The sequence below is a fragment of the Streptomyces sp. NPDC001828 genome (assembly GCF_042892175.1).
GTDB lineage: Bacteria > Actinomycetota > Actinomycetes > Streptomycetales > Streptomycetaceae > Streptomyces.
The window spans coordinates 256,769-283,202 of the sequence record NZ_JBIATV010000007.1; the positions used below are offsets into that span (position 1 = coordinate 256,769).

A 26,434-nucleotide genomic window follows, 5' to 3' on the forward strand; every position below is an offset into this window, starting at 1 on the left:
AATCATGCCTGTCCTGCGGGTACCCGGCATGTGCGGAAAGGCATCCGGGTGGGCCTCGCATCTTTGAAGCAATTGAGGGGCCGCGGTGCGGAACGCACCGCCGAGGGGGGAGCTTGCGGACGACAATGCCACGGTTGGGGGCAGTACGGGAGCGTTCGGCGGGTATCTGTCGGTAACCGGGCGCTTTCTCTCGGGTGCCGCGGTCCGTGCGAGGATCGGGGGACGTCAGTGCAGACCTTCGAGGAAAGGCAGATCGTGGCCGAGCAGCTTTACGCCACCCTGAAGACCAATCAGGGCGACATCGAGATTCGGCTCCTGCCGAACCACGCACCCAAGACGGTCAAGAACTTCGTGGAACTCGCCAACGGCGAGCGCGAGTGGGTGAACCCGGAGACCGGCCAGAAGACCACGGACCGCCTGTACGACGGCACCGTCTTCCACCGCGTCATCGAGGGCTTCATGATCCAGGGCGGCGACCCCCTGGGCAACGGCACCGGCGGCCCGGGCTACGAGTTCGGCGACGAGTTCCACCCGGACCTGGCCTTCACCAAGCCGTACCTGCTGGCCATGGCCAACGCCGGCCCGGGCACCAACGGTTCGCAGTTCTTCATCACCGTGTCGCCCACCGCGTGGCTGACCGGCAAGCACACCATCTTCGGCGAGGTGTCGAGCGACGCCGGCCGCAAGGTCGTGGACGCGATCGTCGCCACCGACACCAACCCGCGCACCGACCGCCCGGTCAACGACGTGGTCATCGAGTCGGTCGTCGTGGAGACCCGCGAAGGCTGATCTACGGCTCCTCCGGGAACCTTTCCGCCCCGCCCGTCCGTATGACGAGCGGGGCGGAGCTGCTGCACGAGGACGAGGGAGCCCGATGAACGAGGACCACCAGGACCAGGCGCGGCAGGCCGGGCCGCCCAGCTGCTACCGCCACCCCGGGGTGCCCGCGCCCGTCAGCTGCACCCGCTGCGACCGCCCGATCTGCCCGGACTGCATGATCAGCGCCTCCGTCGGCTTTCAGTGCCCCGAGTGCGTACGCTCCGGCTCCGGCACCGGCCACGCCCCGACGGCCAACCAGCCGCGGACGGTGGCCGGCGGGGTCCTGGCGGCGGGCGACCCGCATCTGGTCACCAAGCTCCTCATCGGGATCAACCTGGCCCTGTTCCTGGTCCAGCAGGTGGTCGGGGACCGGTTCACCGATGCGTTCTTCCTGCTGGGGCGGGCCGGCGTGCCGGGCTTCGACGGGGTGCAGGGCATCGCCGAGGGCCAGTGGTACCGCCTGCTCACCTCGATGTTCCTGCACGGCGGCTATGCCCACATCGGCTTCAACATGCTCAGCCTGTGGTGGATCGGCGGCCCCCTGGAGGCCGCGCTCGGCCGGGCACGGTATCTGGCGCTGTACTTCGTGTCGGGCGTCGCGGGCGGCGCACTGACGTTTCTGCTCGCCGCCTCGAACGAGCCGTCGCTCGGCGCCTCCGGCGCGATCTTCGGCCTCTTCGGCGCCATGGCGGTGCTGATGCGGCGGATGAAGTACGACATGCGGCCCGTCATCGGGCTGCTCGTGGTCAACCTGATCTTCACGTTCGCCTGGGCGGGCATCGCCTGGCAGGCGCACGTGGGCGGCCTGGTCGCGGGCGTCCTGCTCGGCATCGGCATGGTCCACGCACCGGCCGAGCGGCGCTCCCTGGTGCAGTGGGGCAGCTGTGCGCTGGTGCTCGCCGTCTCGGTCGCGCTCGTGCTGATCCGCACCGCACAGCTCACCTGACCACAGCGGGTACGAGCTTTCCCCAGAGTTGTCCACAGAGGGTGGCGGGACTTGTGCACCGGGTGGGGAACGCCCGCGCCCCTCACCCCTGACCTGGCAATTTCCAGGTGGGGCAAGGGGCGCGTGGGGCGCGGAGGCCGGTGGAACCAGTCACACCGGCGTCAACATCCCGGAAGTTATCCACAGATGGTCTGAGTTATCCACTCCCCGTGGATAGCGCTGTGGATAACTAGGGGCAGAGCTTGCGTCCGCCCTCGGATTCCGCTGCGGTCAGCGGGCTACTTCCACTGGGTGGAGACGCCGAAGCCGCCCGCGATGAAGCCGAAACCGACGACGATGTTCCAGTTTCCGAGCGCCTTGAGCGGCATATCGCCCTCGGTCACATAGAAGAGGACGATCCAGGCCAGCCCGATGAGGAAGAACGCCAGCATCACCGGGGCCACCCAGCCGCGGCTGCCCAGTTTGATGGCGGTCGCCTGCTTGGCGGGCGGCGGCGTGAAATCGGCCTTCTTGCGGATACGTGACTTCGGCACGAGGAACTCTCCTGTCGATGCGCTGCGTGACCGCGCAGGGAACTGTGGCGGCGCCGGGGACGGGACTGCGGGGGAATCCTCCCCCAAGCGTCCGTTAGCGTAGTGCTTCCGTGGCGCTGAAGGAGATAAGGGTACGTTGAGCAATTCTGCCGACTCCCCCGACGGGGTCCCCGAGCAGCCCCGGCGCCGCCTGCGCGGCCGCCCCGTACGGCTCCTGTCCGCCGCCGTGTTCGCGCTCGCCGGGCTCATCTTCGTCACCAGTTTCAACACGGCCAAGGGCACCAACATCCGCACCGACGCCTCGCTCCTGAAGCTGTCGGACCTGATCAAGCAGCGCGACCACAAGAACAAGGAGCTCGGCGACTCCGCCGCGGCCCTGCGCGGCGACGTGGACGCGCTCGCCCAGCGCGACGACGGCTCCACCAAGGCCCAGGACCAGCTCCTCAACAGCCTCAAGGACGCCTCGGGCACCGCGCCGGTCTCCGGCAAGGGACTGACCGTCACGCTCAACGACGCCCCGCCCAACGCCACCGCGGCCCCCGGCTACCCCACACCCCAGGCCAACGACCTCGTCATCCACCAGCAGGACCTCCAGGCGGTGGTCAACGCGCTGTGGCAGGGCGGCGCCCAGGGCATCCAGGTCATGGACCAGCGCCTGATCTCCACCAGCGCGGTGCGCTGCGTCGGCAACACCCTGATCCTCCAGGGCCGCGTCTACTCGCCCCCGTACAAGATCACGGCCGTGGGGGACACCGGGAAGCTGCGCGGGGCACTGGGCGCCTCCAAGGCGATCCAGAACTACCAGCTGTACGTGAAGGCCTACGGGCTCGGCTGGAAAGTGGACGAGCACAAGACGATGACTCTCGCCGCCTACTCGGGCACAGTGGATCTCCACTACGCGAAACAGGTGCAGTAGCGGCGCGGGAGGGGGCACCGCCGATGTCCGTGCGGATCCTCGTCAGGTCCTTCAGCGAACTGTGCCTCACCGTCGGCACCCTGATCGTCCTGTTCGTCGTCTACCTCCTGTACTGGACCGGCGTGAAGGCCGACCACGCGGCGAACGACCAGATATCCGGCCTGCAGGAGCAGTGGGCCCAGAGCCCCGCGCCCCGCCCGGCCGCGCCCAGGGAATCCCCGGCGCCGGCCGCGTACACCGAGGGCCGCTCCTTCGCCGTCATGTACGTCCCCCGGCTGGGCAAGGACTGGCACAAGCCGGTCCTCGAAGGCACCGCCGTCAAGGACCTCCAGAAGGGTCTCGGCCACTACGCCAACACGACCCGGCTCGGCCAGCAGGGCAACTTCTCGGTCGCCGGCCACCGGCGCACCTACGGCGACCCGTTCAAGGACTTCCCCGAACTGCGCCCCGGCGACGCGGTCGTGCTGCGCGACGACACGACCTGGTACACCTACCGCCTCGACACCACGCCCTACCGGACGCTGCCCAGCGACGTCGGAGTCATCGACCCCGTCCCCGCCGAGTCGCCGTTCCGCTCCCCGGGCCGCTATCTGACCCTCACCACCTGCGATCCGGAGTGGGGCAGCAGCCACCGCCTGATCGTCTGGGGGCACCTCGACTCGACGCGGCCCGTGACCCAGGGCAAACCCACAGCTTTGGACGGCTGACCCCACACCGCAGCCCGGCCCCTTAGTCTGGTGCCGTAACGATCGTCGGAAGGGACAGCGGGGACAGCATGTACGGCTGGATCTGGCGGCATCTGCCGGGCAACGCGTGGCTGCGGGCGTTCATCTCGCTCGCGATGGTGCTCGTGATCGTCTACGTGCTCTTCCAGTACGTCTTCCCGTGGGCGGAGCCGCTGCTCCCGTTCAACGACGTGACGGTGGACCAGGGGATGGGGACGGCAGTCCGGTGAGCGCGCGCATTCTCGTAGTCGACAACTACGACAGCTTCGTCTTCAACCTGGTCCAGTACCTGTACCAGCTCGGCGCCGAGTGCGAGGTCGTCCGCAACGACGAGGTCTCGCTCGGTCACGCCCAGGACGGCTTCGACGGCGTCCTGCTCTCCCCCGGCCCCGGCTCGCCCGAACAGGCCGGTGTCTGCGTCGAGATGGTCCGCCACTGCGCGGCGATCGGCGTCCCCGTCTTCGGCGTCTGTCTCGGCATGCAGTCGATGATGGTCGCCTACGGCGGTGTCGTGGGCCGGGCCCCCGAGCTGCTGCACGGCAAGACGTCACCGGTGCTGCACCAGGGCGCCGGCGTCTTCGCGGGTCTTCCCTCCCCCTTCACGGCGACCCGTTACCACTCGCTGGCCGCGGAACCGGCCACCCTGCCGGGTGAGCTCGAGGTCACCGCGCGCACCGAGGACGGCATCATCATGGGGCTTCGCCACCGTGAACTGCCCGTCGAGGGCGTCCAGTTCCACCCCGAGTCGGTCCTGACCGAGCACGGCCACCGGATGCTGGCCAACTGGCTGGTCCGATGCGGGGACGCGGGGGCCGTCGGGCGCTCGGCGGGGCTCGCGCCGGTGGTGGGCAAGGCCGCGGCGTGACTTCGGTGCGCCCGGAGCACGAGTACGACCCGCTGACTGACCCCCTGCCCCAGGGCGGCCACGAGTCGCCCTGGTTCCGCTCCGACAACCCGGCGCCCCACGCGTCAGCCCCCGCACAGGAGCCCGTATCGGAGCCTGTGCCGGACCCCGGGTACGTGCCGCCGGATCCCGTGGCGGCGCCTCAGGAGTGGTATGAGCCGGCTCCCGCGGCCTACCAGCAGGACTGGTATCCCGCACAGGGGCCGATGGCCGAGCCGGTCGCGGCGGCCGAACCGTTCGCCCCCGCCACCGCCGAGATACCGATCTCCGAGCCGATAGCCGTCTCCGAGCCGATAGCCGTCCCGACGGCCTCCGCGGCCCCGCCGGCCACCGGAGGGCGGGCCGAGCGGCGCAAGGCCGCCAAGGGCAAAGGGCGTGGCACCCCCGCCCCCGCTCCCGGCCCCGCGCCGGACGGGCGGCGGCTCACGCGGGCCGAGGCGCGCCGCGCGGCGAAGGCGCGCAAGGACAGCGCGGCGGTCATCGCCAGCCGGATCCTGGGCGAAGCCTTCATCACGCTGGGCGTGGTGATGCTCCTGTTCGTGACGTACCAGCTGTGGTGGACGAACGTCCGCGCACACCAGGAGGCGGGCAGCGCCGCCAAGAAGATCGCGCAGGACTGGGCGGACGGCCGCAAGCCGGGCGCGTTCGCGCCGGGCGAGGGCTTCGCCATCATGCACATCCCCAAGCTGGACATCGTCGCCCCGATCGCGCAGGGCACCAGCAAGGCGAAGGTCCTCGACAAGGGCATGATCGGCCACTACGACGAGGGCAGCCTCAAGACGGCGATGCCGTCGGACCCCACGGGCAACTTCGCGGTCGCCGCCCACCGCAACACCCACGGCGAGCCGTTCCGCTACATCAACCGTCTGAAGGCGGGCGACAAGGTCGTCGTCGAGACCCAGGACGCGTACTACACCTACGAGATCACCAGCGAGCTGCCGCAGACCCCGCCGTCCAACGTGTCGGTCCTCAAGCCGGTCCCCGTCGGATCCGGATTCACCAAGCCCGGCCGCTATCTGACGCTGACGACCTGCACGCCGGAATTCACGAGTACCTACCGTCTGATCGTGTGGGGCAAGATGGTCGACGACCGACCGCGCAGCAAGGGCAAGCCCGACGCGCTCGTGGGATGACCGAACGGACAGCAGGGGCGGGTGCGGTGGCGACAGGAACCGACCACGAGGAGCGGACCGGTACGTCCGGGTCGCCTCCGGCCCGGCGCGGCAGCGGGAGGATCGCGGCCGCCATCAGCGTCTTCGGTGAACTCCTCATCACGGCGGGCCTGTTGCTCGCCCTCTTCGTCGTCTACTCGCTGTGGTGGACGAACGTCATGGCCGACCGCGAGGCGTCCAAGCAGGGCGACAACGTGCGCCGCGACTGGGCGGCCGCCACGGGCCCCGGCGCCCTCGACACCAAGGGCGGCATCGGCTTCCTGCACGTGCCGGCGATGCGGAACGGCGAGGTGCTCGTCAAGGAGGGCACCGACACCGACGTCCTCAACGGCGGTGTGGCCGGGTACTACACGGACCCGGTGAAGGCGGCGCTGCCCGGCTCCGGCAAGGACGGCAACTTCACGCTCGCCGCCCACCGGGACGGCCACGGCGCCAAGTTCCACAACATCGACAAGCTGAAGACCGGCGATCCCGTCGTCTTCGAGACCAAGGACACCTGGTACGTCTACAAGGTGTTCGCCGAGCTGCCCGAGACCTCGAAGTACAACGTCGACGTGCTGCAGCCGGTCCCGAAGGAGTCGGGCGTCAAGAAGCCCGGCCAGTACATCACCCTGACGACCTGCACCCCGGTCTACACCTCGAAGTACCGCTACATCGTGTGGGGCGAGCTGGTGCGCACCGAGAAGGTCGACGCCAAGCGCACCCCGCCGGCCGAGCTGCGCTGACCGCACCGACCGCCCCCGCCGCCGTCCGCTCGGCACTGAGCCCCGGCACCCTGTACGGGTGCCGGGGCTCAGTGCCGAGCGGACGTGGCCCTCAGTGCCGAGGAGAGCCGTGATGGGTTAGCCCCACCAGCCGCCGATGCCTCCGTTGTCGTTGCCGCCGTTCCCGCCGTTCCCGCCGCTTCCACCGATGGTGGTCAGCGTGACCGGCTGGTTCGGGTCGGCCATGGTGCCGGGACCGGGCGTGACGCTGGTGACGCGCGCCTTCTCGTCGTTCGAGTTGCCCGCCGCGAACTGGATGTTGCTGAAGCCGGCCTCGTTCAGCGTCTGCGTGGCCTTCTTCACGGTCATCGTGATCAGGTTCGCCGGGATCTGCGCCTGACCGGGAGGCGTCGGGGTCGTCGCCGGGCCCTTGGAGACCTTCAGCACGATCGTGACGTCCTTGGCCTGGCTCGTGTTGCCGCTCGGGCTCATCGAAACGACCTGGTTCTGCGGGTCGTTGGAGTCGATGTCCTGGCGGGACACGTTCGTGAAGCCGATGCTGTTGAGCTGCGCGAGCGCGGAGTTGTAGTCCTTGCCCTTCACGTCCGGCAGGTTCGTGGTCTGCTTCTTGGCGATCGTGAGGGTGACCGTCGAGTTCTTCTCGGCCTGCGAACCGCCCGCCGGGTCCTGCTTGTCGACCGTGCCCGGAGTCGAGTCGGACTCGACCTCCTTGGTCTTCACCTGGAAGCCCTTGGTCGTGAGCAGCTGGGTGGCGCTGTCCTTGTCCTTCTGCGTGACGTCCGGGACCTCGATCTTGGGCGCGCCCGTGGAGACGGTGACCGAGACGGTCTCGCCCTTCTTCATCGAGCCGTTCGCCGGGGTCTGGGTGCAGATGTTGCCCTTGGGCTGGTCCGCGCACGGCTCGTTCTTGGACACGGACATCTTGACGCCGGCGTTGGTCGCCAGCTTCTCCGCGTCGCCCTGGCTGCTGCCCACGAGGTTCGGCACGCTCACCGAACTGCTGTCGGCGCTGTTGTTGAAGACGGACTTGCCGATCAGGATCGCGCCGACCAGCACCAGAACGCCCGCCAGGATCAGCAGGACCGTCGAGGTGTGCGACTTCTTCTGACGGCGCCGGTCGGGCCGGTCGTCATAGCCGTAGCCCCCGTCATCGGGGTTGACCGGCGGCAGCATCGAGGTCTGGCCCGCGCCCGAGTCGGCCTGGCGCAGCGCGGTCGTCGGCTGGTCGTTGCCGTAGCCGCTGTTGTAGCTGTCGTATCCGTTGCCGTAGCCGACCGCGCCCAGGGCGGCGGTCGCGGCGACGGGCTGGCCGTCGAGGTAGGCCTCGATGTCGGCGCGCATCTCGTCCGCCGACTGGTAGCGGTAGTCGGGGTCCTTGACCAGTGCCTTGAGGACGATGGCGTCCATCTCGGGCGTGATCTCGGCGTCGAAGTTCGACGGCGGCTGCGGCTCCTCGCGTACGTGCTGGTAGGCCACCGCGACCGGCGAGTCCCCGACGAAGGGGGGCCGGACGGTGAGCAGCTCGTACAGCAGGCAGCCCGTGGAGTAGAGGTCGCTTCGCGCGTCGACCTGCTCGCCCTTGGCCTGCTCCGGGGAGAGGTACTGGGCGGTGCCGATCACGGCCGCGGTCTGCGTCATCGTCATGCCGGAGTCGCCCATGGCGCGGGCGATGCCGAAGTCCATGACCTTGACCTGGCCGGTGCGCGTCAGCATGACGTTCGCCGGCTTGATGTCGCGGTGGACGATCCCGTTGCGGTGCGAGTACTCGAGGGCCTGGAGGATGCCGATGGTCATTTCCAGGGTGCGCTCGGGCAGCAGCTTGCGCCCGGAGTGCAGCAGCTCACGCAGGGTCGAACCGTCGACGTACTCCATCACGATGTACGGGATGGAGACGTTGTCGACGTAGTCCTCGCCGGTGTCGTAGACAGCGACGATCGCCGGGTGGTTGAGCGAGGCGGCCGACTGGGCCTCACGGCGGAACCGGGCCTGGAAGGACGGGTCGCGGGCGAGGTCGGCCCGCAGCGTCTTCACGGCGACGGTGCGGCCGAGCCGGGTGTCGTGCGCGAGGTAGACCTCGGCCATGCCACCACGGCCGAGCACCTGGCCCAGCTCGTACCGGCCGCCGAGGCGACGCGGCTCTTCCATAGCTAATCCAGCCCTCTCCGTCTGTCCCGACCGTACCCATGGGTGGTCCGGCGGTGTGCTGTTCGCGCATACGCTACCGGGCACCGCAAGCCGATCAGCTCGCGACCGCCACCTGATACCGGACCGGTACAGGGCACGTGTGATGTTTCACGTGAAACGGACGCTGTTTCACGTGAAACAGCCCGGATCACTTCTTGCTGTCGAGCACCGCCTTCATGACGTTCTTGGCGATGGGGGCAGCGAGCTTGCCACCCGCGATGTCGTCGCGGGTCGTGTCGGAGCCTTCGATCACCACGGCGACCGCGACGGGGGAGCCGTCGCCGGACTTCGCGTAGGAGATGAACCAGGCGTACGGGTTGTCCTTGTTGTCCACACCGTGCTGGGCGGTACCGGTCTTACCGCCGACCGTCACGCCGGGGATCTGGGCGCTGGTGCCGGTGCCGTCCGTCACCACGAACTCCATCATCTTCTGGAGCTTCTGGGCGTTGGCGGCCGACAGCGGCTGGCTCATCTGCTCCGGCTGCGTCTTGGAGAGGACGTCCACGTTCGGCGCCTGGAGCTGGTCGACCATGTACGGCTTCATCAGCTTGCCGTCATTGGCGACGGCGGAGGCGACCATGGCCATCTGGAGCGGGGTGGCGCGGTTGGAGGCCTGCCCGATGCCCGCCATGGCGTTCTGCGGACGGTTGTCCTTCGGGTAGACGCTGGCGTCCGTGCGGACCGGGTTGAAGATCTCCTTGTTGAAGCCGAACTTCTCGGCCTCGGCCTTCATCTTGTCGTTGCCCAGGTCGGCGCTGATCTTGCCGAAGACGGTGTTGCAGGAGTACTGGAGCGCCACCTTGAGCGTGGCGTTCTCACAGGGGATGTGGCCCTCGTTGTTCAGCGGCTGGTTGGCGGTGTCCGGCAGGATGTAGGGCACCGGTGACCGCGTCGGGTCGTCGATGCCGGAGTACAGCCCGTTCTCCAGGGCCGCGGCGGCGGTGACCACCTTGAAGGTGGAGCCGGGCGGGTAGGTCTGGCGCAGCGCCCGGTTCAGCATGGGCTCGTTCTTGTCGTCGAGCAGCGTCTTGTAGGCCTTGCTGTCCTTGTTGCTGCTGCCCGCGAACATGCCCGGGTCGTACGAGGGGGTCGAGGCCAGCGCGAGGATGGCCCCGGTCTGCGGGTTGATCGCGGCGACCGCGCCCTTCTTGTCGCCGAGGCCCTCGAAGGCGGCCTTCTGGGCGGCGCTGTTCAGGGTGGTGACGACGTTGCCGCCCTGCTTCTTCTCACCGGTGAACATCGACAGGGTGCGGTCGAAGAAGAGCCGGTTGTCGGTGCCGGACAGGATGCCGTCCTCGATCTTCTCCAGCTGGGTGGCGTCGAAGACCTGCGAGGCGTATCCGGTGACCGGCGACCACATGGGCCCGTCCTTCCAGACCCGCTTGTACTTGAAGTCGGTGCCGGACGTCTCGGTCGAGCCGGTGATCGTCTGGCCGTCGGCCGTGATGATGTTGCCGCGCTCATGGGCGAAACGCTCGATCTGGACGCGGCGGTTGTACTTGCTCGCGTTCAGCTCGTCGGCCCGGACGTACTGGAGCCAGTTGTCGCGGATCATCAGCGACAGGACGAGCAGACCGCAGAAGATCGCGATCCGGCGCAGGGGCTTGTTCACGGTCGGACCACCTGGGTCATCTCGGCGTCGGAGGACGGGGCAGGGGCCGGGGCGGGCCGGCGCGCGGTGTCGCTGATCCGGATCAGGATGCCGATCAGCGCCCAGTTGGCGATGACCGAGGAACCGCCCTGCGCGAGGAACGGCATCGTCATACCAGTCAGCGGGATGAGGCCCATCACGCCGCCGGCGACCACGAACACCTGGAGGGCGAAGGCGCCCGACAGGCCGATCGCGAGGAGCTTGCCGAACGGGTCGCGGGCGGCGAGCGCGGTGCGCACCCCGCGCTCCACGATCAGGCCGTACAGGAGCAGCAGCGCCATCATTCCGGCCAGGCCCAGCTCTTCGCCCACGGTGGAGAGGATGAAGTCGGCGTTGGCGGCGAAGCCGATCAGGTCGGAGTTGCCCTGGCCGAGCCCGGTGCCCAGCGTGCCGCCGGAGCCGAACGACATGATCGCGTCGCCGATCTGCTGGCAGGCGCCGGTCTTGTCGGTCTTGTAGCAGGCGAACGGGTCGAGCCAGGCGTTCACACGCGACTGGACGTGGGGCTCGAAGGAGGCCACCGCGACCGCGCCGACCGCGGACATCAACAGACCGAAGACGATCCAGCTGGTGCGCTCGGTGGCGACGTACAGCATGACGACGAACAGGCCGAAGAACAGCAGCGAGGTGCCGAGGTCGGTCTCGAAGACCAGGATCAGGATCGACAGCGCCCAGATGACCAGGATCGGTCCCAGGTCACGGCCGCGCGGCAGGTAAAGGCCCATGAAGCGCCGGCTGGCCAGCGCGAGCGCGTCCCGCTTCACCATCAGATAGCCGGAGAAGAAGATCGCGATGATGATCTTCGCGAACTCGCCGGGCTGGATGGTGCCGAGACCGGGGATCGAGATCCAGATCTTGGCGCCGTTGACGGCGGGGAAGAACATCGGCAGCACCAGCAGGAACAGCGCCACCGCCATCGAGATGTAGGTGTAGCGCTGGAGGATGCGGTGGTCCTTCAGGAGCAGCAGCACCCCGATGAACAGCGCGACACCGATCGCCGTGTACAGCAGCTGGTGCGGGGCGTCCGGGGAGAACTTGCCCCAGGCGCCCTTGGCGCGCTGGATCAGCCGCGGCGACTGGTCGAGGCGCCAGATCAGCACCAGGCCGAGCCCGTTCAGCAGCGTCGCGATCGGCAGCAGCAGCGGGTCGGCGTACTTGGCGAACTTGCGCACCACCAAGTGCGCCACACCCGCCATCAGGCCGAGACCCAGACCGTATCCGAGCATGCCGGAGGGAAGCTTGCCGGTCATGGCAAGCCCCACATTGGCGTACGCGAACACCGGGATGGCGACCGCGAAGATCAGCAGGGCCAGCTCGGTGTTGCGGCGGCTCGGTGCTTCGATCGCGCCGATGGTGGTCGTGTTGGTGACAACGCTCATGGTGTGGAAAGGCCCCCTACGGCTGCCTACTGCTTACCGCACTGCGAGACCAGCTTCTGCTCGTCCTCCGAGAGGCTGGGGCCGGGTGTGGGAGATGCGGTGGTCGCGGTCTTGTTGGACGGGGCGCCGGTGGCACCCGTGCTGGGCTTCGCGGGAGTGTTCCCCTCGGCGGCCCGGCGCTCCTCCTCCTTCTTGCAGGCGGACGCCTGCGTCGCGAACTCCTTGATCTTGGCCTGCGCCTTGTCGAGGCTGCTCGCGGCGATCGTCGAGTCGATCTGGTTGCGCTGGTACTGCGGGAGGTACTTGAGTTCGATCTCGGGATGATCGGTCTCCACCGTGGAGAGCTTCACCCACGCCAGGTCCTGGCTGATGCCGCGGTACAGGGCCACGTGCGGATTGCCGTCGTTGTTGGTGCCGACGAAGTACTGCGTCTGCGTCCACCGGTAACCGCCGTACAGGCCGCCGCCGACGACCGCCAGGGCCAGCACGATGTACAGCGACCTGCGGATCCAGCGGCCCTTGCCGCGCCGGCGCGGCTTGACGAAGTCCTCGTCCGTGTACGAGCCGAAGGCCCCCTCGGGCGGATTGCCGTAACCGCCGTCCTCACCGCTGCCGGGCGGGCCGAAGCCGCCCGTGGGCGAGGGCGCGGGACGGCCGAGCCCGGAGGCGCGGCCGGCCGGGGTCTGCATGGCGCCGCCGTCGTTCAGCTGCAGCTGGTTCTCCGCGACCGCGCCGACGATGACCGGGGTGTCGTTGAGCTGCCCCGCCAGGGTGTCCCCGGCGTCGACGTCCAGCACATCGGCGATGATCACCGTGATGTTGTCGGGACCACCGCCGCGCAGCGCGAGCTGGATCAGCTCCTGCACGGTCTCCTGCGGCCCCTGATAGCTGGCGAGGGTCTCCTCCATCGTCTGGTGGGAGACCACCCCCGACAGGCCGTCGGAACAGATCAAGTACCGGTCGCCGGCCCGCACTTCACGGATCGACAGATCGGGCTCGACATGGTCGCCGCTGCCCAGCGCGCGCATCAGGAGCGAGCGCTGCGGGTGGGTGGTGGCCTCTTCCTCGGTGATGCGGCCCTCGTCGACCAGACGCTGGACCCACGTGTGGTCCTGGGTGATCTGCGTGAGGACGCCGTCACGCAGCAGATAGGCGCGCGAGTCGCCGACGTGCACCAGGCCCAGGCGCTGACCCGTCCACAGCAGAGCGGTGAGCGTGGTGCCCATCCCCTCCAGCTGAGGGTCCTCCTCGACCATCATGCGCAGCTGGTCGTTGGCCCGCTGCACGGCGGTGCCGAGCGAAGTCAGGATGTCGGAGCCGGGCACGTCGTCGTCGAGCGTGACCAGGGTGGAGATCACCTCGGAGGAGGCGACCTCGCCGGCGGCCTGACCGCCCATGCCGTCGGCGATGGCGAGGAGACGGGGACCGGCGTAACCGGAGTCCTCGTTCCCCTCGCGGATCATGCCTTTGTGCGATCCGGCGGCGAAACGCAGGGAGAGACTCATGCGCACCTCGCCTGTCGGCTCGGGGTACGGCCGGTCATGTCGAGCCACACTGCCCACCCTCCGGTCGGGAGCCCGTCCCGGTCCCTGAAGACCGCCGCGGCTCGCTCGCTCCGCTCGCTCATTGTCGTACTACTTCCGCAGCTCGATGACGGTCTTGCCGATGCGGATCGGTGCGCCCAGCGGAATCGGGGTCGGGGTGGTGAGCCGGGTCCGGTCCAGATAGGTGCCGTTGGTGGACCCGAGATCCTCGACGATCCAATTGCCGTCCCGGTCCGGGTAGATCCTGGCATGGCGGCTCGACGCGTAGTCGTCGTCCAGGACGATCGTCGAATCGTGCGCCCGGCCCAGCGTGACGGTCTGCCCCTGGAGCGCGACCGTGGTCCCGGTCAGGGTGCCCTCGGAGACCACCAGCTTGGTCGGGGCGCCGCGGCGCTGCCGCCCGCCCCCGCCCTGCTGCTGGCCGCGCTGCGGCGGCGGCGCGGCGGCCGCCGCGGCCTGCCGCCCGGTCTGCTGCTGCCGGTTGGCGTCATTGCCCCGGCGCGAACCGCGCTGGGTGACGCGCGTTCCGAACAGATCACTGCGAATGACCTGAACGGCCACGATGACGAACAGCCACAGTACGGCGAGGAAACCCAACCGCATGACCGTGAGGGTCAGCTCTGACATTGCCCCCGCTTCACCCTTCGGCTTGCCGGTAAACGATGGTGGTGCTGCCCACGACGATCCGCGAGCCGTCGCGGAGCGTAGCGCGGGTGGTGTGCTGCCCGTCCACCACGATGCCGTTGGTGGACCCGAGATCCTGGATCGTCGGGGGCGTTCCGGTCCGGATCTCACAGTGCCGGCGCGAGACGCCGGGATCGTCGATCCTCACATCCGCATCGGTGCTGCGGCCAAGGACCAGAGTCGGGCGGGAGATCTGATGGCGGGTGCCATTGATCTCGATCCAGCGTCGCACCTGGCCGTGCCCGCCCGGCATCGGCCCCGGAGCCGCCGGACGGCGGTCGGGCGAAGCGGCGGGGCGGCCCGGAGGCGGCGCTGAGGGCATGGGCGGGGCGGACGCCGCGGCCGGCGGGTAGCCGTAGCCACCACGGCCGCCCTGCGGCGACGCGGGAGCGGGCCGCTGCGGGGCACCCGGGCCCGCGCCCTGAGGGCCCTGCTGGTCGGTGCTGGACGCGAGTGTGCGGCTGCGCACCCGGTACAGACCGGTGTCGAGGTCCTCGGCCTTCTCCAGGTGCACCTTGATCGGGCCCATGAAGGTGTAGCGCTGCTGCTTCGCGTAGTCGCGCACCAGGCCGGACAGCTCGTCGCCGAGCTGGCCCGAGTACGGGCTGAGCCGCTCGAAGTCCGGAGCGCTCAGCTCGACGATGAAGTCATTGGGGACGACCGTGCGGTCCCGGTTCCAGATCGACGCGTTGTTGTCGCACTCGCGCTGGAGCGCGCCGGCGATCTCGACGGGCTGGACCTCGGACTTGAAGACCTTCGCGAAGGTGCCGTTGACCAGGCCTTCGAGACGCTGCTCGAAACGCTTCATGACTCCCATGGGGCACCTCCTCCGTCGTTGTCGTCCTGGTCTTGCTGCCGGTTCTGCTGTGAGTAGCTCTCTTGGTACTGCTTACTGATCGTATCCACGCGTCGGGAAATCGGCTGGTTCCCCTTCTGTGCCCTGTGGACGAGTGTCACCTCTCACACGCACCTCTCGTACGGATCGTAGAGGTGGCTTCCCGACAGTGTCCCGCACCTGGGGTGCACTCAGGAGGAGCGGGTAACGATGCCGGGGGTTGCCTCTCATCTGATCTGCTCCTCCCCATCAGGGTGGCCGCAAACAACGGATGTGAATCCACCCTGTCCAGCGTGCTAATCTTCTCGACGTCGCCAGGCAATCGCACCGAAAAGTGAGAGAGCCCAGCACACCACTCTTGCGCGAGTGGCGGAACGGCAGACGCGCTGGCTTCAGGTGCCAGTGTCCTTCGGGACGTGGGGGTTCAAATCCCCCCTCGCGCACAAGTCGGAAGCCCCGCAGATCCCCGGATCTGCGGGGCTTCCGTCGTTCGTCCACCGTCGCGTGTCCACCCCGTGCCAGTACCCACTCTCCGCCCGCTGTGTCATTTGTCGCGCCGACCGGCCGGGACGACTTTTGTCGCGGCGAGGCGCGACGAAAGAGAGCCGCCCCCGCGCGGGCGCACTGCCTAGGGTGCGGGCGTGGATGTGTCATCGAGGGCCCGTACCGGATGGCGCCTGCTGAAAGGGCCCGAGCCCTGGCCGCGGCGCCGGATCGTCGGCGAGGCCGCACTCGCGCTCGCCCTGGCCCTCATGGCCGGCGCGGTCGGCCTGTTCGGCGGCGACCCCGTGCGGATCACCGCCGTGGCGCTCGGCGTCGCCGTCCTGTCGCTGCTGCGCCGCTCGCTGCCGGCCGGGGTGCTGCTCGCGGCCGCCGCCCTGTCCGTGGTGGCCTCCGAGGCCACCCCGCTCCTGCTCGTCGCGGCCTGGACGGCGGGCCGGCGCATCGTCGGCGCCGGAAGAGCACTCGCCGCCTTCACGGCCGCCTTCGTCATCTACGCGGCGCTCGGACTCATCACGCTGTGGCCCATCCCACAGCCCATCCTCGTCGCGGTCTTCAGCACCCTGTTCTTCCTTGCCGTCGCCGTCGTCCCCGGCATCACCAGCCGGTACTGGTCGCAGCGGCGCACCCTGCTGCGCGCCATGCAGGAACACAACGCCCAACTCCTGCGCGAACGCGCCATGGTCGCGGGCCAGGCCCGGCTGCGCGAACGCCAGCGCATCGCCCAGGACATGCACGACAGCCTCGGCCACCAGCTCGCCCTCATCTCCGTGCACACCGGCGCCCTGGAAGTGGACCCCCAGCTGACCGGCCGCCAGCGCGAAGCCGTCGGGGTGCTGCGCCAGGCGTCGGTCGCCGCCATGCACGAACTGCGCGAGGTCGTCGGCATCCTGCGGGACGGTATCGAAGCCCCCGCCGCACCGGACGCGGCCCGGCCCGCCCCCCGCGGCACCGCCGGCATCCAGGCGCTCGTGACGGCCGCGCGGGCCGCCGGGAACACCGTGGCACTACGCGGCAGCGGCGAGCCACGGCCGCTGGCCGCGGCCGCCGACCACGCGGCGTACAGAATCGTCCAAGAAGCCCTGACCAACGCCTACAAGCACGCCCCGGGCGCCCCCATCACGGTGGAACTGCGCTACGAACCGGACTCCCTCGTCGTCGAGGTCGTCAACGGCATCGTCGACCGCGAGGCCGCGGACCAGGCAGGCGAGGTCGTCAGCGGAGGACAGGGCCTGACCGGGCTGCACGAGCGGGCCCGGCTCGTCGGCGGCATGGTGCACACCGGCACCACGGACGACGGCGGCTTCCGCGTCGCGGGCGTACTGCCCTACGGGACGGCCGAAGCAGCGACGTTCGTCGACGCCCCCGACGACTTCCGCCAGCAGTCGCCCGCCCTGCCGCCGGGCGACGGTGGTCCGGTCGTGGACTGGAACATCGCGGAGAAGGAGCTGGGCATGAGCGGCAGGAAAAGGGGCGGCGTCGCGCTGGGGTGCGGAATCGCCGTGGGGGCGGTGGTGCTCCTCGCGGCCGCCGCCGGAGTCGGCCTGTTCTTCCTGGTCGGATCGGCCGAGAAGGGCATGATCGATCCGGCCGAGTACGACAGGATCAAGGTCGGCACGTCCGAAGCGGAGGTCCGCAAGGAACTGCCCAGCGGCGACACCGTCCTGATCTCCGGCCTCGCCGGAAAAGGCCCGGCAGAACCGGAAGGCGCCCAGTGCCTGGTCCTCATGTCGTCCGAGACCGGCGACAACCTCAACACCGAGCCGGTGTTCCGGTTCTGCTTCAAGGACGGCAAGCTGATCGAGAAGAAATCGTACGAAGTGGCGCGCTAGCAGCGACGCCGGACCGCCGAGAGGCGGCCTCGGCACGGGGTGGCGTACCGGACGGGATCAGAACGGGATGGGTGTGACGGGACCTCGCATCAGAGTCGTGATCGCCGACGACGAGCCCCTCATCCGGGCCGGGATCCGCATGATCCTCACGTCGGACACGGAGATCGAGGTCGTCGCGGAGGCCACCAACGGCCGTGAGGCCGTCGAACTCGCCCGCTCCCACGGCGTGGACGTGGTGCTGCTCGACATCCAGATGCCCGAGATGGACGGGCTGAGCGCGCTGGCCGAGCTGCGCCGGGCCGTACCGGAGGCGCGCGTGATCATCCTGACGACGTTCGGGGAACGGGAGAACGTGCTGCGCGCCCTGGAACACGGCGGCGCCGGATTCCTCCTCAAGGACACCGCACCCGCCGAGCTGATCCGCGCGGTACGGGCCGCCGCGGCCGGAGACGCCTACCTCTCGCCCGGCGCGACCCGGCACGTCGTCGACCAGCTCGCCACGGGCCGGGCCGCGGCCCGCGCCGAAGAGGCGAGACGCCGCGTCGACGTGCTGTCCGAGCGCGAACGGGAGGTGCTGGCCCTGCTGGGCGAGGGGCTCTCGAACGCGGACGCCGGCAAGCGGATCCACATGAGCGAGGCCACGGTGAAGACATACGTCAGCCGGATCCTCGCGAAGCTGGACTGCGAGAACCGGGTCCAAGCGGCGCTCCTCGCGCGCGACGCGGGGCTGTAGGACGGTCCCGTGGCACCCCGTCGTTTCACGTGAAACACCGGTCGCGCCATGGCGTCCGCAGAGTTATCCACAGGGGGAGACGGCCTTCGGCCAGCGGCTGTACCGTCAGGGGCAGTTGAGCTCTTGATGTTGGTCGAGGGCATTGCGCGAGACGGGGGAGGCGGCACGCCATGGGCGAAGTCGAGGCGGCGATTCCGGCACAGAGGGCCGGGGCGGACGACGGTCGGGGACGGATCCCTCATGTCCCCGGATTCGCCCACCGCCCGCACGCGGCGCGGGCCGGAGGCCGCCGGGCACAGCAGTCACCGAAGGCCGAGGGAAAGGCCCTGCGAGAGCGGTTTCCGCGCTCCTCGCACGACTCGCTGCTGCTGTCCGCCGACCGGCCGGACGCCATCCGCGCGGTCGAGGAATCCAACACGGGCCGGGTGCCCGAGCTCACGCCGATACGAGTGGGCCGCATGGCCGCCGGCCCCTTCGCGTTTCTGCGAGGCTCCGCCGGGCTGATGGCACACGACCTGGTGGGCACGCCTGTCACCGGCGTCGGCGCACAGATCTGCGGCGACGCCCACGCGGCCAACTTCGGCCTGTACGGAGACGCGCGCGGCAGCCTCGTCATCGACCTGAACGACTTCGACGAGACCGTGACGGGCCCCTGGGAATGGGACGTGAAGCGGCTCGCCGCATCCCTGGTGCTGGCCGGCCGAGAGGCCGGAGCGGATGAACACACCTGCCGGGCAGCCGCGTTCGACGCGGTGGGCGCCTATCGGCGCACCATGCGGCTGCTCGCGAAACTGCCCGTCCTCGACGCCTGGAACGCGATAGCCGACGAGGAACTCGTCTCCCACGCGGACGCCCACGACCTGCTCGGCACGCTGGAACGCGTCTCCGGGAAGGCCCGCAACAACACAAGCGCGCGCTTCGCGGCCAAGGCGACCGAGCAGGCCGAGGACGGCAGCCGACGGTTCGTCGACGCGCTTCCGGTGCTGCGCCGCGTGACCGACGCCGAAGCGGCAGCGGTCACCGCCTCGCTCGAGCAGTATCTGCACACCCTGTCCGAGGACCGGATACCGCTCCTCGCGCGGTACGCGATCCACGACGTGGCCTTCCGGGTGGTCGGCACCGGGAGCGTCGGAACACGGTCGTACGTCGTGCTGCTCCTCGACCACCGGGGCGAGCCGCTGGTGCTCCAGGTCAAGGAGGCACGGCCCTCGGCGCTGCTGCCGCACCTGGCGAAGGCCGGCTTCAAGACGCCCGAGCCGGGACACGAGGGGCGGCGTGTGGTGCTCGGTCAGAAGCGGATGCAGGTGGTCAGCGACATCCTCCTTGGCTGGACGACGTTGAACGAACTCCCTTACCAGGTGAGGCAGTTCAGGAATCGCAAGGGCAGCGTGGATCCCGCCGCCCTCGCCGCCGACCAGCTCGACGACTACGGCCGCATGACGGGCGCGCTGCTGGCCCGTGCCCACGCGCACAGCGTCGACCCGAGGCTCATAGCCGGCTACTGCGGCAAGAACGAGGAGCTGGACGAAGCGGTGGCCGACTTCGCGGTGACCTACGCGAACCGCACGGAGGCCGACCACGCCACCCTGACCACCGCGATCCGCGACGGCCGCGTCGCGGCGGAGCTGGGGGTCTGAGGGCGGGCCGTGCGGGGAGGGCGGGGAGGGCTGGGGTGGGTTCGGGCTGAGGTGGGTGGGGGGTGGGGAGGGGGAGGGGGGAGGGGCCCCCTCCCCCCTCGGCGCCCGTACGCTGGAGCCGTGACGGACGAAGGTGTTGGCGGTACGACTGCCCGGAACGATGCGGACTCGCAGGTCACCTCGCCGAGTGCGGGGGGTGAGCGGCCCGAGGCGCGGCTTGAGCGGGCGGTGCGGGCGGCCGAGCAGGCGTTGATCGAGTTCGAGATCGCGGTGGAGACCTTCCGGGTCGAGGTGGAGAACTTCTCCCGGCTGCACCACCAGAAGCTCGGCCCGATGTACGCCCGGCTGGATGAGCTGGACGCGCAGATCGCCGAGGCCAGAGCCGTACGGAGTGGTGATCCGGAGGATCTGCGCAGGGCGCAGGAGGCCCGGGCGGCGGTCATGCCCATGCCGGGGGTCGAGGAGCTCTTCCACGACTGGATGGACTCCGACGGGCTCTCCCCCGAGGCCGCCTCGATGCTCACCGACCAGCCGGTGCGCCCGCCGAAGCGGGTCCGGCCGAGCGAGGAGGTGCGCCGGCTGTACCGCGAGCTGGCGCGCAAGGCGCACCCGGATCTGGCGCAGGAGGAGAAGGAACGCGAGCGCCGGGACGAGTTCATCGCCCGGGTCAACGCCGCCTACGGGCGGGGCGACGAGGCGCTGCTGCGGGAGCTCGCCGAGGAGTGGGAGGCGGGTCCGGCGCCGGAGGAGGCGCTGCCCAGCGAGAGCGAGGAGCTGTACGCCCGCCTCGAGTGGCTGAGCCGGCGCAAGGAACTGCTCGCCCTGGTCGCGCGGGAGCTCGAGGACAGTGCCATCGGTTCGATGCTGCGGATGGCGCCGGACGACCCGGACCGGCTCCTTGAGGAGATCGCCGAGCAGTTGCTGACCGAGGTCGCCGGTCGTGAGGCTGAGCTCGCGAAGCTGGTGCAGTAGCGTTCGGGGGACCTGCCGGGTTCGTACGAGAGAAGGCATGACTCATGAATTTCGCCCAGCTGCCCTCGGTGGATGTCGCTGAGGTGCCGGCCGACGCCCTGGTGCTCGATGTCCGCGAGGACGACGAGTGGGCGGCGGGGCACGCCGAGGGTGCGCTCCATGTGCCGATGAGCGATTTCGTGGCCCGCTTCGGTGAGGTGACCGAGGCGGTGGCGGACGGGCGCCGGGCGTATGTGATGTGCCGGGTCGGCGGACGGTCGGCGCAGGTCACCCAGTACCTGGTCCAGCAGGGCATCGACGCGGTGAACGTCGACGGCGGTATGCAGGTGTGGGAGTCCTTGGGCCGCAAGGTCGTCGACGACCAGGGCGCGCCGGGCACCGTCGTCTGACCTGCGCTGCGACGACTCGGGCTACGACGACCTCCGTTCCGGCGGCCCGCCTTCCGACGACCCGCGCTCTGACGCCTGCGTTCCGACGCCCCGCGCTGTGACGGCCTGCGTTAAGACGACCCGCGTTCCGAAAGCCTGGGTTGCAACCGCCTGCCTCCGAGTGCGCCCTTCGACGGCCCGTCTCCGCGAGGGCCTACGCGGGCTGTCCGAGGGGGTGGGCGGCGAGGAGGTCGCCCAGGGCTTCCTCGTGGGCGGCTGCCGGGCCGAGTGAGAGCTCCAGCTGCTTGGCCCAGGCGTGGTAGCGGTGCAGTGCGTAGTCGGTGTCGGCGCCGAAGCCGCCGTGCAGGTGCTGGGCGGTCTGGACGACACGTCGCACCCCTTCGGATGCCCAGATCTTCGCGACCGCGACATCACCGGCGACGGGCAGCGCGCTCTGGGCGCCGGTGCTGATGCGCCAGGCCGCCTGCCACAGGGTCGCTTCCATGGCCCGCAGATCGATGTAGCGGTCCGCCGCCTGGACGGCGACGGCCTGGAACGTGGCGACCGGATGCCCGAACTGCTCGCGCTTTCCGGTGTATTGGCTGGTCATCGCGAGCACGGCCTCGCCGAGACCCAGGGCTAGGGCACAGGTTCCGGTGGCGAGCAGGTTGCGCAGCCATTCCCAGGCTCCGTCCGTGGTGATGACCGAGCCCGCCTCGACCCGGGTGCCTTCGAGGTGGAGTTCGGCGAAGCGTTCGCCACTGGTGGAGATCTGCTCGTCGAGGGTGATGCCCTGCTGAGTGCGGGGGACGAGGGCCAGCACGGTGTGGCCGTCGGCGGTGTGGGCGGGTACCGCGATGCGGTCGCAGGTCTGGGCCCAGGGCACGCCGGTCTGGCTGCCGTCGAGCACCCAGTGATCGCCGTCCCGGCGGGCGGTGACGGCGAGTTCGGCTCCGTCGTGGCCGGTGCGGCCGTTGGCGGCGACGGTCAGGGCGAGCTCGCCCCGGCCGATCGCGGGCAGCAGCTCCCGCGCCAACTCGGCCTGCCCGTAACGCTGTACGGCAAGGGCGACCGCACTGGTCTCCAGGAGCGGCAGCCGGGCGAGGACCTTGGCCGATTCGCGCAGCACCAGGCACAGGGCGATCGGGTCGAGGCCCGCCCCCGCGTACTCGGCGTCGAGGACGAGGCTCAGCAGGTCCGACGCGGCGAGCTTGGCCCACAGCGGGCGGTCGAAGTCCTCGGCGACGGCGCCGGCGGTGAGCGCGGGGCTGGGTACCGCGTCGGGTGCGACGCCGGAGAAGACCGCCTTGGCCGCCTCGACGGCAGCCTGCTGCTCCTCGGTGAAGGTGAAGTCCACGGCTTTGTCCTCCCGCACGCACCGGTTCCGTCCGGGCCGGGCGCGCACGATGCCATGAACTGTGCGCTCTCCGAACGGATCTGACGGTTCGTCAAGATAGAACAGGTTCTACGGGATGGGAATGGGCACGCTCCCGGGAGCGGACCTCACACCTCACCCACAACCGGGCTCCGCGTCCCCACGATTCGCCGCGACCACGGCCCCCTCGGGCTCGGCCGCCGCACCTCGTTCGGATCACCGGTCGAAGTCCAGCTCCACCTCCCCCGTGGCGGGGTGCGACTGGCAGGCAAGGACGTAGCCCGCCTCCGTCTCCTCCGGCTCCAGCGCGAAGTTGCGCTCCATCCGTACCTCGCCCTTGACCAGGAAGGCCCGGCACGTCCCGCACACCCCGCCCTTGCAGGCGTACGGGGCGTCCGCGCGGGCGCGCAGCACCGTTTCCAGGAGGGACTCGCCTTCCCGCACCGGCCAGTTGCCCGAGCGGCCGTCCAGGGTCGCGGTGAGTGTGGCGTGCGAGGGCGCGGCGGCGGGGGTCGCGGGCGCCGGGGCCGCGTCGACGTGGAAGATCTCCTGGTGGATGCGGCCGCGGTCGACACCGAGCCCGCGCAGGGCCCGCTCGGCGCCCTGCACCAGGCCGAAGGGCCCGCACAGGAACCAGCCGTCGATGTCCGCCACCGGAAGCAGCGCGGGCAGCAGCCCGTTCAGCCGCTCGTGGTCGAGCCGGCCCGAGGGCAGGCCGGACTGCTGGTCCTCCCGGGACAGCACCGTGACCAGCTGGAACCGCTCGGGGTAGCGGTCCTTCAGGTCGGCCGCCTCCTCCAGGAACATCGTCGACGCGGCGCTGCGGTCGCTGCGTATCAGGCAGAACCGCGCCTCCGGTTCGCGGGCGAGCAGGGTCGCCGCGATCGACAGGACCGGGGTGATGCCGCTGCCGCCGACGATCGCCGCGAAGTGCCCGGCGCGCGGGGGCAGTACGAAACGGCCCATCGGCTCCATGACGTCGACGGTGTCGCCGACGGCCAGCTCCTTGAAGGCGTACGTGGAGAAGGCGCCGCCCTCCACCAGGCGGATGCCGACCCGCAGCACCGGCTCGCCCGGCGCTTCGACGGCGGGCGCACAGATCGAGTACGTACGACGGATCTCCTCGCCCCGCACGCTGCGGCGCAGGGCGAGATGCTGGCCCGGGAGGTGCCGGTAGGCCTCGCGGAGCTCGGGCGGCACGGCGAAGGTGACGGCCACCGCGTCGTCGGTGAGCTGCTCGACCTCGCTGACCCGGAGCGGATGGAACATCTACAACTCCTTGAAGTGGTCGAACGGTTCACGGCACGAGGCGCAGCGGCGCAGCGCCTTGCACGCGGTCGAGGAGAAGCGGCTGAGCAGCTCGGTGTCGGTGGATCCGCAGTGCGGGCAGCGCACCGACAGGGTGAGCGCCACCGGGCCCTCGGCGGTGTGCGGACGCGGCGGGGCTATGCCGAACTCGGCGAGCTTGCGCCGTCCCTCCGCGCTGATGTCGTCGGTCGACCAGGCGGGGGACAGCACCCGTTGGACCGATACGTGCTCCATGCCGTGGTCGTGGAGCACGCGCTCGATGTCCGAGGACATGGCCTCGATGGCGGGGCAGCCGGTGTAGGTGGGGGTGAGCTCGACGCGCACCCGGCCCGGACCTTCGACGTGCACGGCACGCAGCACGCCCAGCTCTTCGAGGCTGAGCACCGGCAGCTCCGGGTCGGGGACCGCGCCGGCGATGCGCCGCAGCTCGGTCTCCAGCGGGGTGGGGGCGGTGTCGGTCACCATGACGCCCCTGGGTGGCTGCGGTGCAGGTGCTGCATTTCGGCGAGCATCCGCCCGAACGGCTCGGTGTGCAGCCCTTGCCGGCCGGCTCCGGCCGCCCAGGCGCCGGTGCGCGGGCCTTCGGGGACGGTCAGGGTGGCCCGGGCCAGGAGGGAGGTCACCGAGTCCGTCCAACGCGCCTCCAGCTCGGTCCAGTCGAGGTCGACGCCGGGCACGGGCTGGAACATCTCGCCGGTGAAGCGCCACAGAGCGTCGCAGGCCCGCTGCATCCGGCCGTGGCTCTCCTCGGTGCCGTCGCCGAGGCGCAGCGTCCACTGCTCGGCGTGGTCGCGGTGGTAGTCGACCTCTTTGACCGCCTTGGCCGCGATCGGGCTGAACTCGCCGTCGCCCGACGCCAGTTCGCCGTACAGAAGGTGCTGGTACGTCGAGAAGTACAGCTGGCGGGCGATGGTGTGGGCGAAGTCGCCGTTGGGCTGCTCGACGAGCTGGAGGTTGCGGAAGGCCCGCTCCTCGCGGAGGTAGGCCAGCTCGTCCTCGTCGCCGACCTGCGAGAGCAGCAGCCGGGCCTGGCCGAGGAGGTCGAGAGCGATGTTCGCCAGGGCGACCTCCTCTTCGAGGACGGGGGCGTGTCCGGCCCACTCCCCCAGCCGGTGCGACAGCACGAGGGCGTCGTCGCCGAGGGCGAGGGCGGCGTTGGCCGCGACGGTGGCGGTCACAGGTGCTTCACCCCTTCCGGGATCTCGTAGAACGTGGGGTGGCGGTAGGGCTTGTCGGCGGCCGGGTCGAAGAAGGAGTCCTTCTCGTCGGGCGAGGACGCGCTGATCGCGTTGGACGGCACGACCCAGATCGAGATGCCCTCCGACCTGCGGGTGTAGAGGTCCCGGGCGTTGCGCAGGGCCATCTCGGCGTCCGGCGCGTGCAGGCTTCCGGCGTGGGTGTGGGACAGTCCGCGGCGCGAGCGCACGAACACCTCCCAGAGCGGCCAGTCGTGCGTGCTCATGCCGTTGCCTCTCCGTTCGCGTGTGCCTGCTGTGCCTGCTGTGCCTGCTGTGCCTGCTGTGCCTGCTGTGCCTGCTGTGCGGAGTGCGCGGGGTGCGTTTCCTGCGCGTGCTGTGTCTCGTGCGCGTCCTCCGGCCGCGCCGGCCGCACCTGCCGCGTCTGCTGCTTCGTCGCGTAGGCGGCGGCCGCGTCACGTACCCAGGCGCCTTCCTCGTGGGCCCGGCGCCGCTGGGTGAGCCGCTGCTCGTTGCAGGGGCCGTTGCCCTTGAGGACCTCCCAGAACTCCGTCCAGTCGATCGCGCCGAAGTCGTGGTGGCCGCGCTCCTCGTTCCAGCGCAGATCGGGGTCGGGCAGGGTGAGGCCGAGGCCCTCGGCCTGGCCGACCGCTATGTCCACGAAGCGCTGGCGCAGCTCGTCGTTGGAGTGCCGCTTGATCTTCCAGGTCATCGACTGCGCCGAGTGGGCCGACTCGTCGTCGGGCGGGCCGAACATCATCAGGGAGGGCCACCACCAGCGGTCCACCGCGTCCTGCGCCATCGCGTGCTGCTCGGGCGTCCCCCGGGACAGGGCGAGCAGCAGCTCGTACCCCTGACGCTGGTGGAAGGACTCCTCCTTGCAGATGCGGACCATCGCCCGGGCGTAGGGACCGTAGGAGCAGCGGCACAGGGGGACCTGGTTGGTGATCGCCGCGCCGTCCACCAGCCAGCCGATCGCGCCGACGTCGGCCCAGGTCAGGGTGGGGTAGTTGAAGATCGACGAGTACTTCTGGCGGCCCGAGTGCAGCTTGTCGAGGAGCTCGTCGCGGCCGGTGCCGAGGGTTTCGGCCGCGCTGTAGAGGTAGAGGCCGTGGCCCGCCTCGTCCTGGACCTTGGCCATCAGGATCGCCTTGCGGCGCAGGGACGGGGCGCGGGTGATCCAGTTCGCCTCCGGCTGCATGCCGATGATCTCGGAATGGGCGTGCTGTGCCATCTGGCGGACCAGCGAGGAGCGGTACTCCTCGGGCATCCAGTCGCGCGGCTCGATCCGCTCGTCCGCGGCGACTGCCGCGTCGAACACCGCCTGGTACGACGCGTCCGTACCTGCGGCTGCCGTGGCTGTCGCGGTCACTCCGGTCATTCCGGCCCCCTGCCGAGCTGCTGTGCGGCTGTCCACCAACCGACCGATCGTTCGGTTCAATGACTTCAATGGTGAGTCGACGGCCCGTAGGGTGTCAACCCTGTGGATAACTCA

At 69.9% G+C, this 26,434-nt stretch carries 26 protein-coding genes and 1 tRNA gene; 14 read left to right on the forward strand and 13 right to left on the reverse strand.

The features are described 5' to 3' along the window. Positions 1-255 precede the first annotated feature (255 nt). Together ACFYZA_RS21465 and ACFYZA_RS21470 are read left to right on the forward strand one after the other, a co-directional pair. Positions 256-789 (forward strand): peptidylprolyl isomerase, encoded by a 534-nt coding sequence (locus ACFYZA_RS21465; RefSeq protein ID WP_382583283.1) that lies wholly within the window; start codon positions 256-258, stop codon positions 787-789. Positions 790-874: 85 nt separating this feature from the next. Then, a complete protein-coding gene (locus ACFYZA_RS21470) occupies positions 875-1,765 on the forward strand; it encodes a rhomboid family intramembrane serine protease (RefSeq protein ID WP_388492156.1) in 891 nt (296 codons plus the stop codon). A 278-nt stretch (positions 1,766-2,043) separates the two neighbouring features. Here the strand turns inward: ACFYZA_RS21470 and crgA are convergent, their stop codons facing one another. Beyond that, positions 2,044-2,298, reverse strand: coding sequence for a cell division protein CrgA (gene crgA / locus ACFYZA_RS21475; protein ID WP_100575579.1), 255 nt, complete (start codon positions 2,296-2,298; stop codon positions 2,044-2,046). A 136-nt stretch (positions 2,299-2,434) separates the two neighbouring features. Between crgA and ACFYZA_RS21480 the strand changes: the two genes are divergently transcribed. From ACFYZA_RS21480 to ACFYZA_RS21505, 6 genes are all read left to right on the forward strand, one after another. Next, the gene (locus ACFYZA_RS21480; RefSeq protein ID WP_388492158.1) at positions 2,435-3,214 is read left to right on the forward strand and encodes a DUF881 domain-containing protein; all 780 of its coding nucleotides are present in this window, start codon (positions 2,435-2,437) and stop codon (positions 3,212-3,214) included. A 23-nt stretch (positions 3,215-3,237) separates the two neighbouring features. Continuing rightward, positions 3,238-3,921: a class E sortase gene (locus tag ACFYZA_RS21485; protein ID WP_382583291.1), complete on the forward strand. Its 684-nt coding sequence runs from the start codon at positions 3,238-3,240 to the stop codon at positions 3,919-3,921. A 68-nt stretch (positions 3,922-3,989) separates the two neighbouring features. Next, positions 3,990-4,169 carry a hypothetical protein gene (locus ACFYZA_RS21490; RefSeq protein ID WP_100575577.1) on the forward strand — a complete coding sequence of 60 codons (180 nt, stop codon included), beginning with the start codon at positions 3,990-3,992 and terminating at the stop codon, positions 4,167-4,169. Continuing rightward, the gene (locus tag ACFYZA_RS21495; protein WP_388492160.1) at positions 4,166-4,804 is read left to right on the forward strand and encodes an aminodeoxychorismate/anthranilate synthase component II; all 639 of its coding nucleotides are present in this window, start codon (positions 4,166-4,168) and stop codon (positions 4,802-4,804) included. The genes ACFYZA_RS21490 and ACFYZA_RS21495 overlap by 4 nt, the downstream gene beginning before the upstream one ends. Continuing rightward, entirely contained in the window at positions 4,735-5,976 is a 1,242-nt protein-coding gene (locus tag ACFYZA_RS21500) for a class E sortase (RefSeq protein WP_388492161.1), read from the forward strand. The genes ACFYZA_RS21495 and ACFYZA_RS21500 overlap by 70 nt, the downstream gene beginning before the upstream one ends. Further along, on the forward strand, positions 5,973-6,740 hold the full coding sequence (locus ACFYZA_RS21505) for a class E sortase (RefSeq protein WP_388492163.1): 768 nt from the start codon (positions 5,973-5,975) through the stop codon (positions 6,738-6,740). Before ACFYZA_RS21500 ends, ACFYZA_RS21505 begins: the two co-directional genes overlap by 4 nt. Positions 6,741-6,857: 117 nt before the next feature. Here ACFYZA_RS21505 and pknB read toward each other — a convergent pair whose 3' ends face one another. The 6 genes from pknB to ACFYZA_RS21535 form a co-directional block, all read right to left on the reverse strand. Continuing rightward, entirely contained in the window at positions 6,858-8,885 is a 2,028-nt protein-coding gene (gene pknB, locus ACFYZA_RS21510) for a Stk1 family PASTA domain-containing Ser/Thr kinase (RefSeq protein ID WP_388492165.1), read from the reverse strand. Positions 8,886-9,072: 187 nt separating this feature from the next. Further along, positions 9,073-10,536: a peptidoglycan D,D-transpeptidase FtsI family protein gene (locus ACFYZA_RS21515; protein WP_382583306.1), complete on the reverse strand. Its 1,464-nt coding sequence runs from the start codon at positions 10,534-10,536 to the stop codon at positions 9,073-9,075. Then, positions 10,533-11,954 carry an FtsW/RodA/SpoVE family cell cycle protein gene (locus ACFYZA_RS21520; protein ID WP_382583309.1) on the reverse strand — a complete coding sequence of 474 codons (1,422 nt, stop codon included), beginning with the start codon at positions 11,952-11,954 and terminating at the stop codon, positions 10,533-10,535. Before ACFYZA_RS21520 ends, ACFYZA_RS21515 begins: the two co-directional genes overlap by 4 nt. A gap of 26 nt (positions 11,955-11,980) precedes the next feature. Then, positions 11,981-13,459 (reverse strand): Stp1/IreP family PP2C-type Ser/Thr phosphatase, encoded by a 1,479-nt coding sequence (locus ACFYZA_RS21525; protein ID WP_382583312.1) that lies wholly within the window; start codon positions 13,457-13,459, stop codon positions 11,981-11,983. 129 nt (positions 13,460-13,588) lie between these two features. Continuing rightward, positions 13,589-14,125: an FHA domain-containing protein gene (locus ACFYZA_RS21530; protein ID WP_161248201.1), complete on the reverse strand. Its 537-nt coding sequence runs from the start codon at positions 14,123-14,125 to the stop codon at positions 13,589-13,591. A gap of 10 nt (positions 14,126-14,135) precedes the next feature. Further along, entirely contained in the window at positions 14,136-14,999 is an 864-nt protein-coding gene (locus ACFYZA_RS21535) for an FhaA domain-containing protein (protein WP_382583316.1), read from the reverse strand. Between the two features lie 378 nt (positions 15,000-15,377). Between ACFYZA_RS21535 and ACFYZA_RS21540 the strand changes: the two genes are divergently transcribed. From ACFYZA_RS21540 to ACFYZA_RS21565, 6 genes are all read left to right on the forward strand, one after another. Beyond that, positions 15,378-15,460: transfer RNA gene (locus ACFYZA_RS21540), tRNA-Leu, on the forward strand. A gap of 198 nt (positions 15,461-15,658) precedes the next feature. Then, complete coding sequence (locus ACFYZA_RS21545) at positions 15,659-17,350, forward strand: sensor histidine kinase (RefSeq protein ID WP_388492168.1); 1,692 nt, start codon at positions 15,659-15,661, stop codon at positions 17,348-17,350. Between the two features lie 67 nt (positions 17,351-17,417). Continuing rightward, on the forward strand, positions 17,418-18,083 hold the full coding sequence (locus tag ACFYZA_RS21550) for a response regulator (RefSeq protein WP_382583322.1): 666 nt from the start codon (positions 17,418-17,420) through the stop codon (positions 18,081-18,083). Between the two features lie 170 nt (positions 18,084-18,253). Continuing rightward, a complete protein-coding gene (locus tag ACFYZA_RS21555; protein ID WP_388492170.1) occupies positions 18,254-19,720 on the forward strand; it encodes a DUF2252 domain-containing protein in 1,467 nt (488 codons plus the stop codon). Positions 19,721-19,840: 120 nt separating this feature from the next. Beyond that, positions 19,841-20,692 carry a hypothetical protein gene (locus ACFYZA_RS21560; protein ID WP_382583328.1) on the forward strand — a complete coding sequence of 284 codons (852 nt, stop codon included), beginning with the start codon at positions 19,841-19,843 and terminating at the stop codon, positions 20,690-20,692. A gap of 44 nt (positions 20,693-20,736) precedes the next feature. Next, a complete protein-coding gene (locus ACFYZA_RS21565) occupies positions 20,737-21,081 on the forward strand; it encodes a rhodanese-like domain-containing protein (protein ID WP_382583330.1) in 345 nt (114 codons plus the stop codon). A gap of 193 nt (positions 21,082-21,274) precedes the next feature. Here ACFYZA_RS21565 and ACFYZA_RS21570 read toward each other — a convergent pair whose 3' ends face one another. From ACFYZA_RS21570 to paaA, 6 genes are all read right to left on the reverse strand, one after another. Next, entirely contained in the window at positions 21,275-22,417 is a 1,143-nt protein-coding gene (locus ACFYZA_RS21570; protein ID WP_388492280.1) for an acyl-CoA dehydrogenase family protein, read from the reverse strand. A gap of 234 nt (positions 22,418-22,651) precedes the next feature. Continuing rightward, the gene (locus ACFYZA_RS21575) at positions 22,652-23,704 is read right to left on the reverse strand and encodes a 2Fe-2S iron-sulfur cluster-binding protein (RefSeq protein WP_388492172.1); all 1,053 of its coding nucleotides are present in this window, start codon (positions 23,702-23,704) and stop codon (positions 22,652-22,654) included. Continuing rightward, on the reverse strand, positions 23,705-24,208 hold the full coding sequence (paaD, locus tag ACFYZA_RS21580; RefSeq protein ID WP_388492174.1) for a 1,2-phenylacetyl-CoA epoxidase subunit PaaD: 504 nt from the start codon (positions 24,206-24,208) through the stop codon (positions 23,705-23,707). Further along, on the reverse strand, positions 24,202-24,921 hold the full coding sequence (paaC, locus tag ACFYZA_RS21585; RefSeq protein WP_388492175.1) for a 1,2-phenylacetyl-CoA epoxidase subunit PaaC: 720 nt from the start codon (positions 24,919-24,921) through the stop codon (positions 24,202-24,204). The genes paaD and paaC overlap by 7 nt, the downstream gene beginning before the upstream one ends. Continuing rightward, positions 24,918-25,205, reverse strand: a complete 288-nt coding sequence (gene paaB / locus ACFYZA_RS21590; protein ID WP_261715481.1) for a 1,2-phenylacetyl-CoA epoxidase subunit PaaB — start codon at positions 25,203-25,205, stop codon at positions 24,918-24,920. The genes paaC and paaB overlap by 4 nt, the downstream gene beginning before the upstream one ends. Continuing rightward, positions 25,202-26,320 (reverse strand): 1,2-phenylacetyl-CoA epoxidase subunit PaaA, encoded by a 1,119-nt coding sequence (gene paaA / locus ACFYZA_RS21595; RefSeq protein WP_388492177.1) that lies wholly within the window; start codon positions 26,318-26,320, stop codon positions 25,202-25,204. Before paaA ends, paaB begins: the two co-directional genes overlap by 4 nt. Between the last annotated feature and the right edge of the window lie 114 nt (positions 26,321-26,434).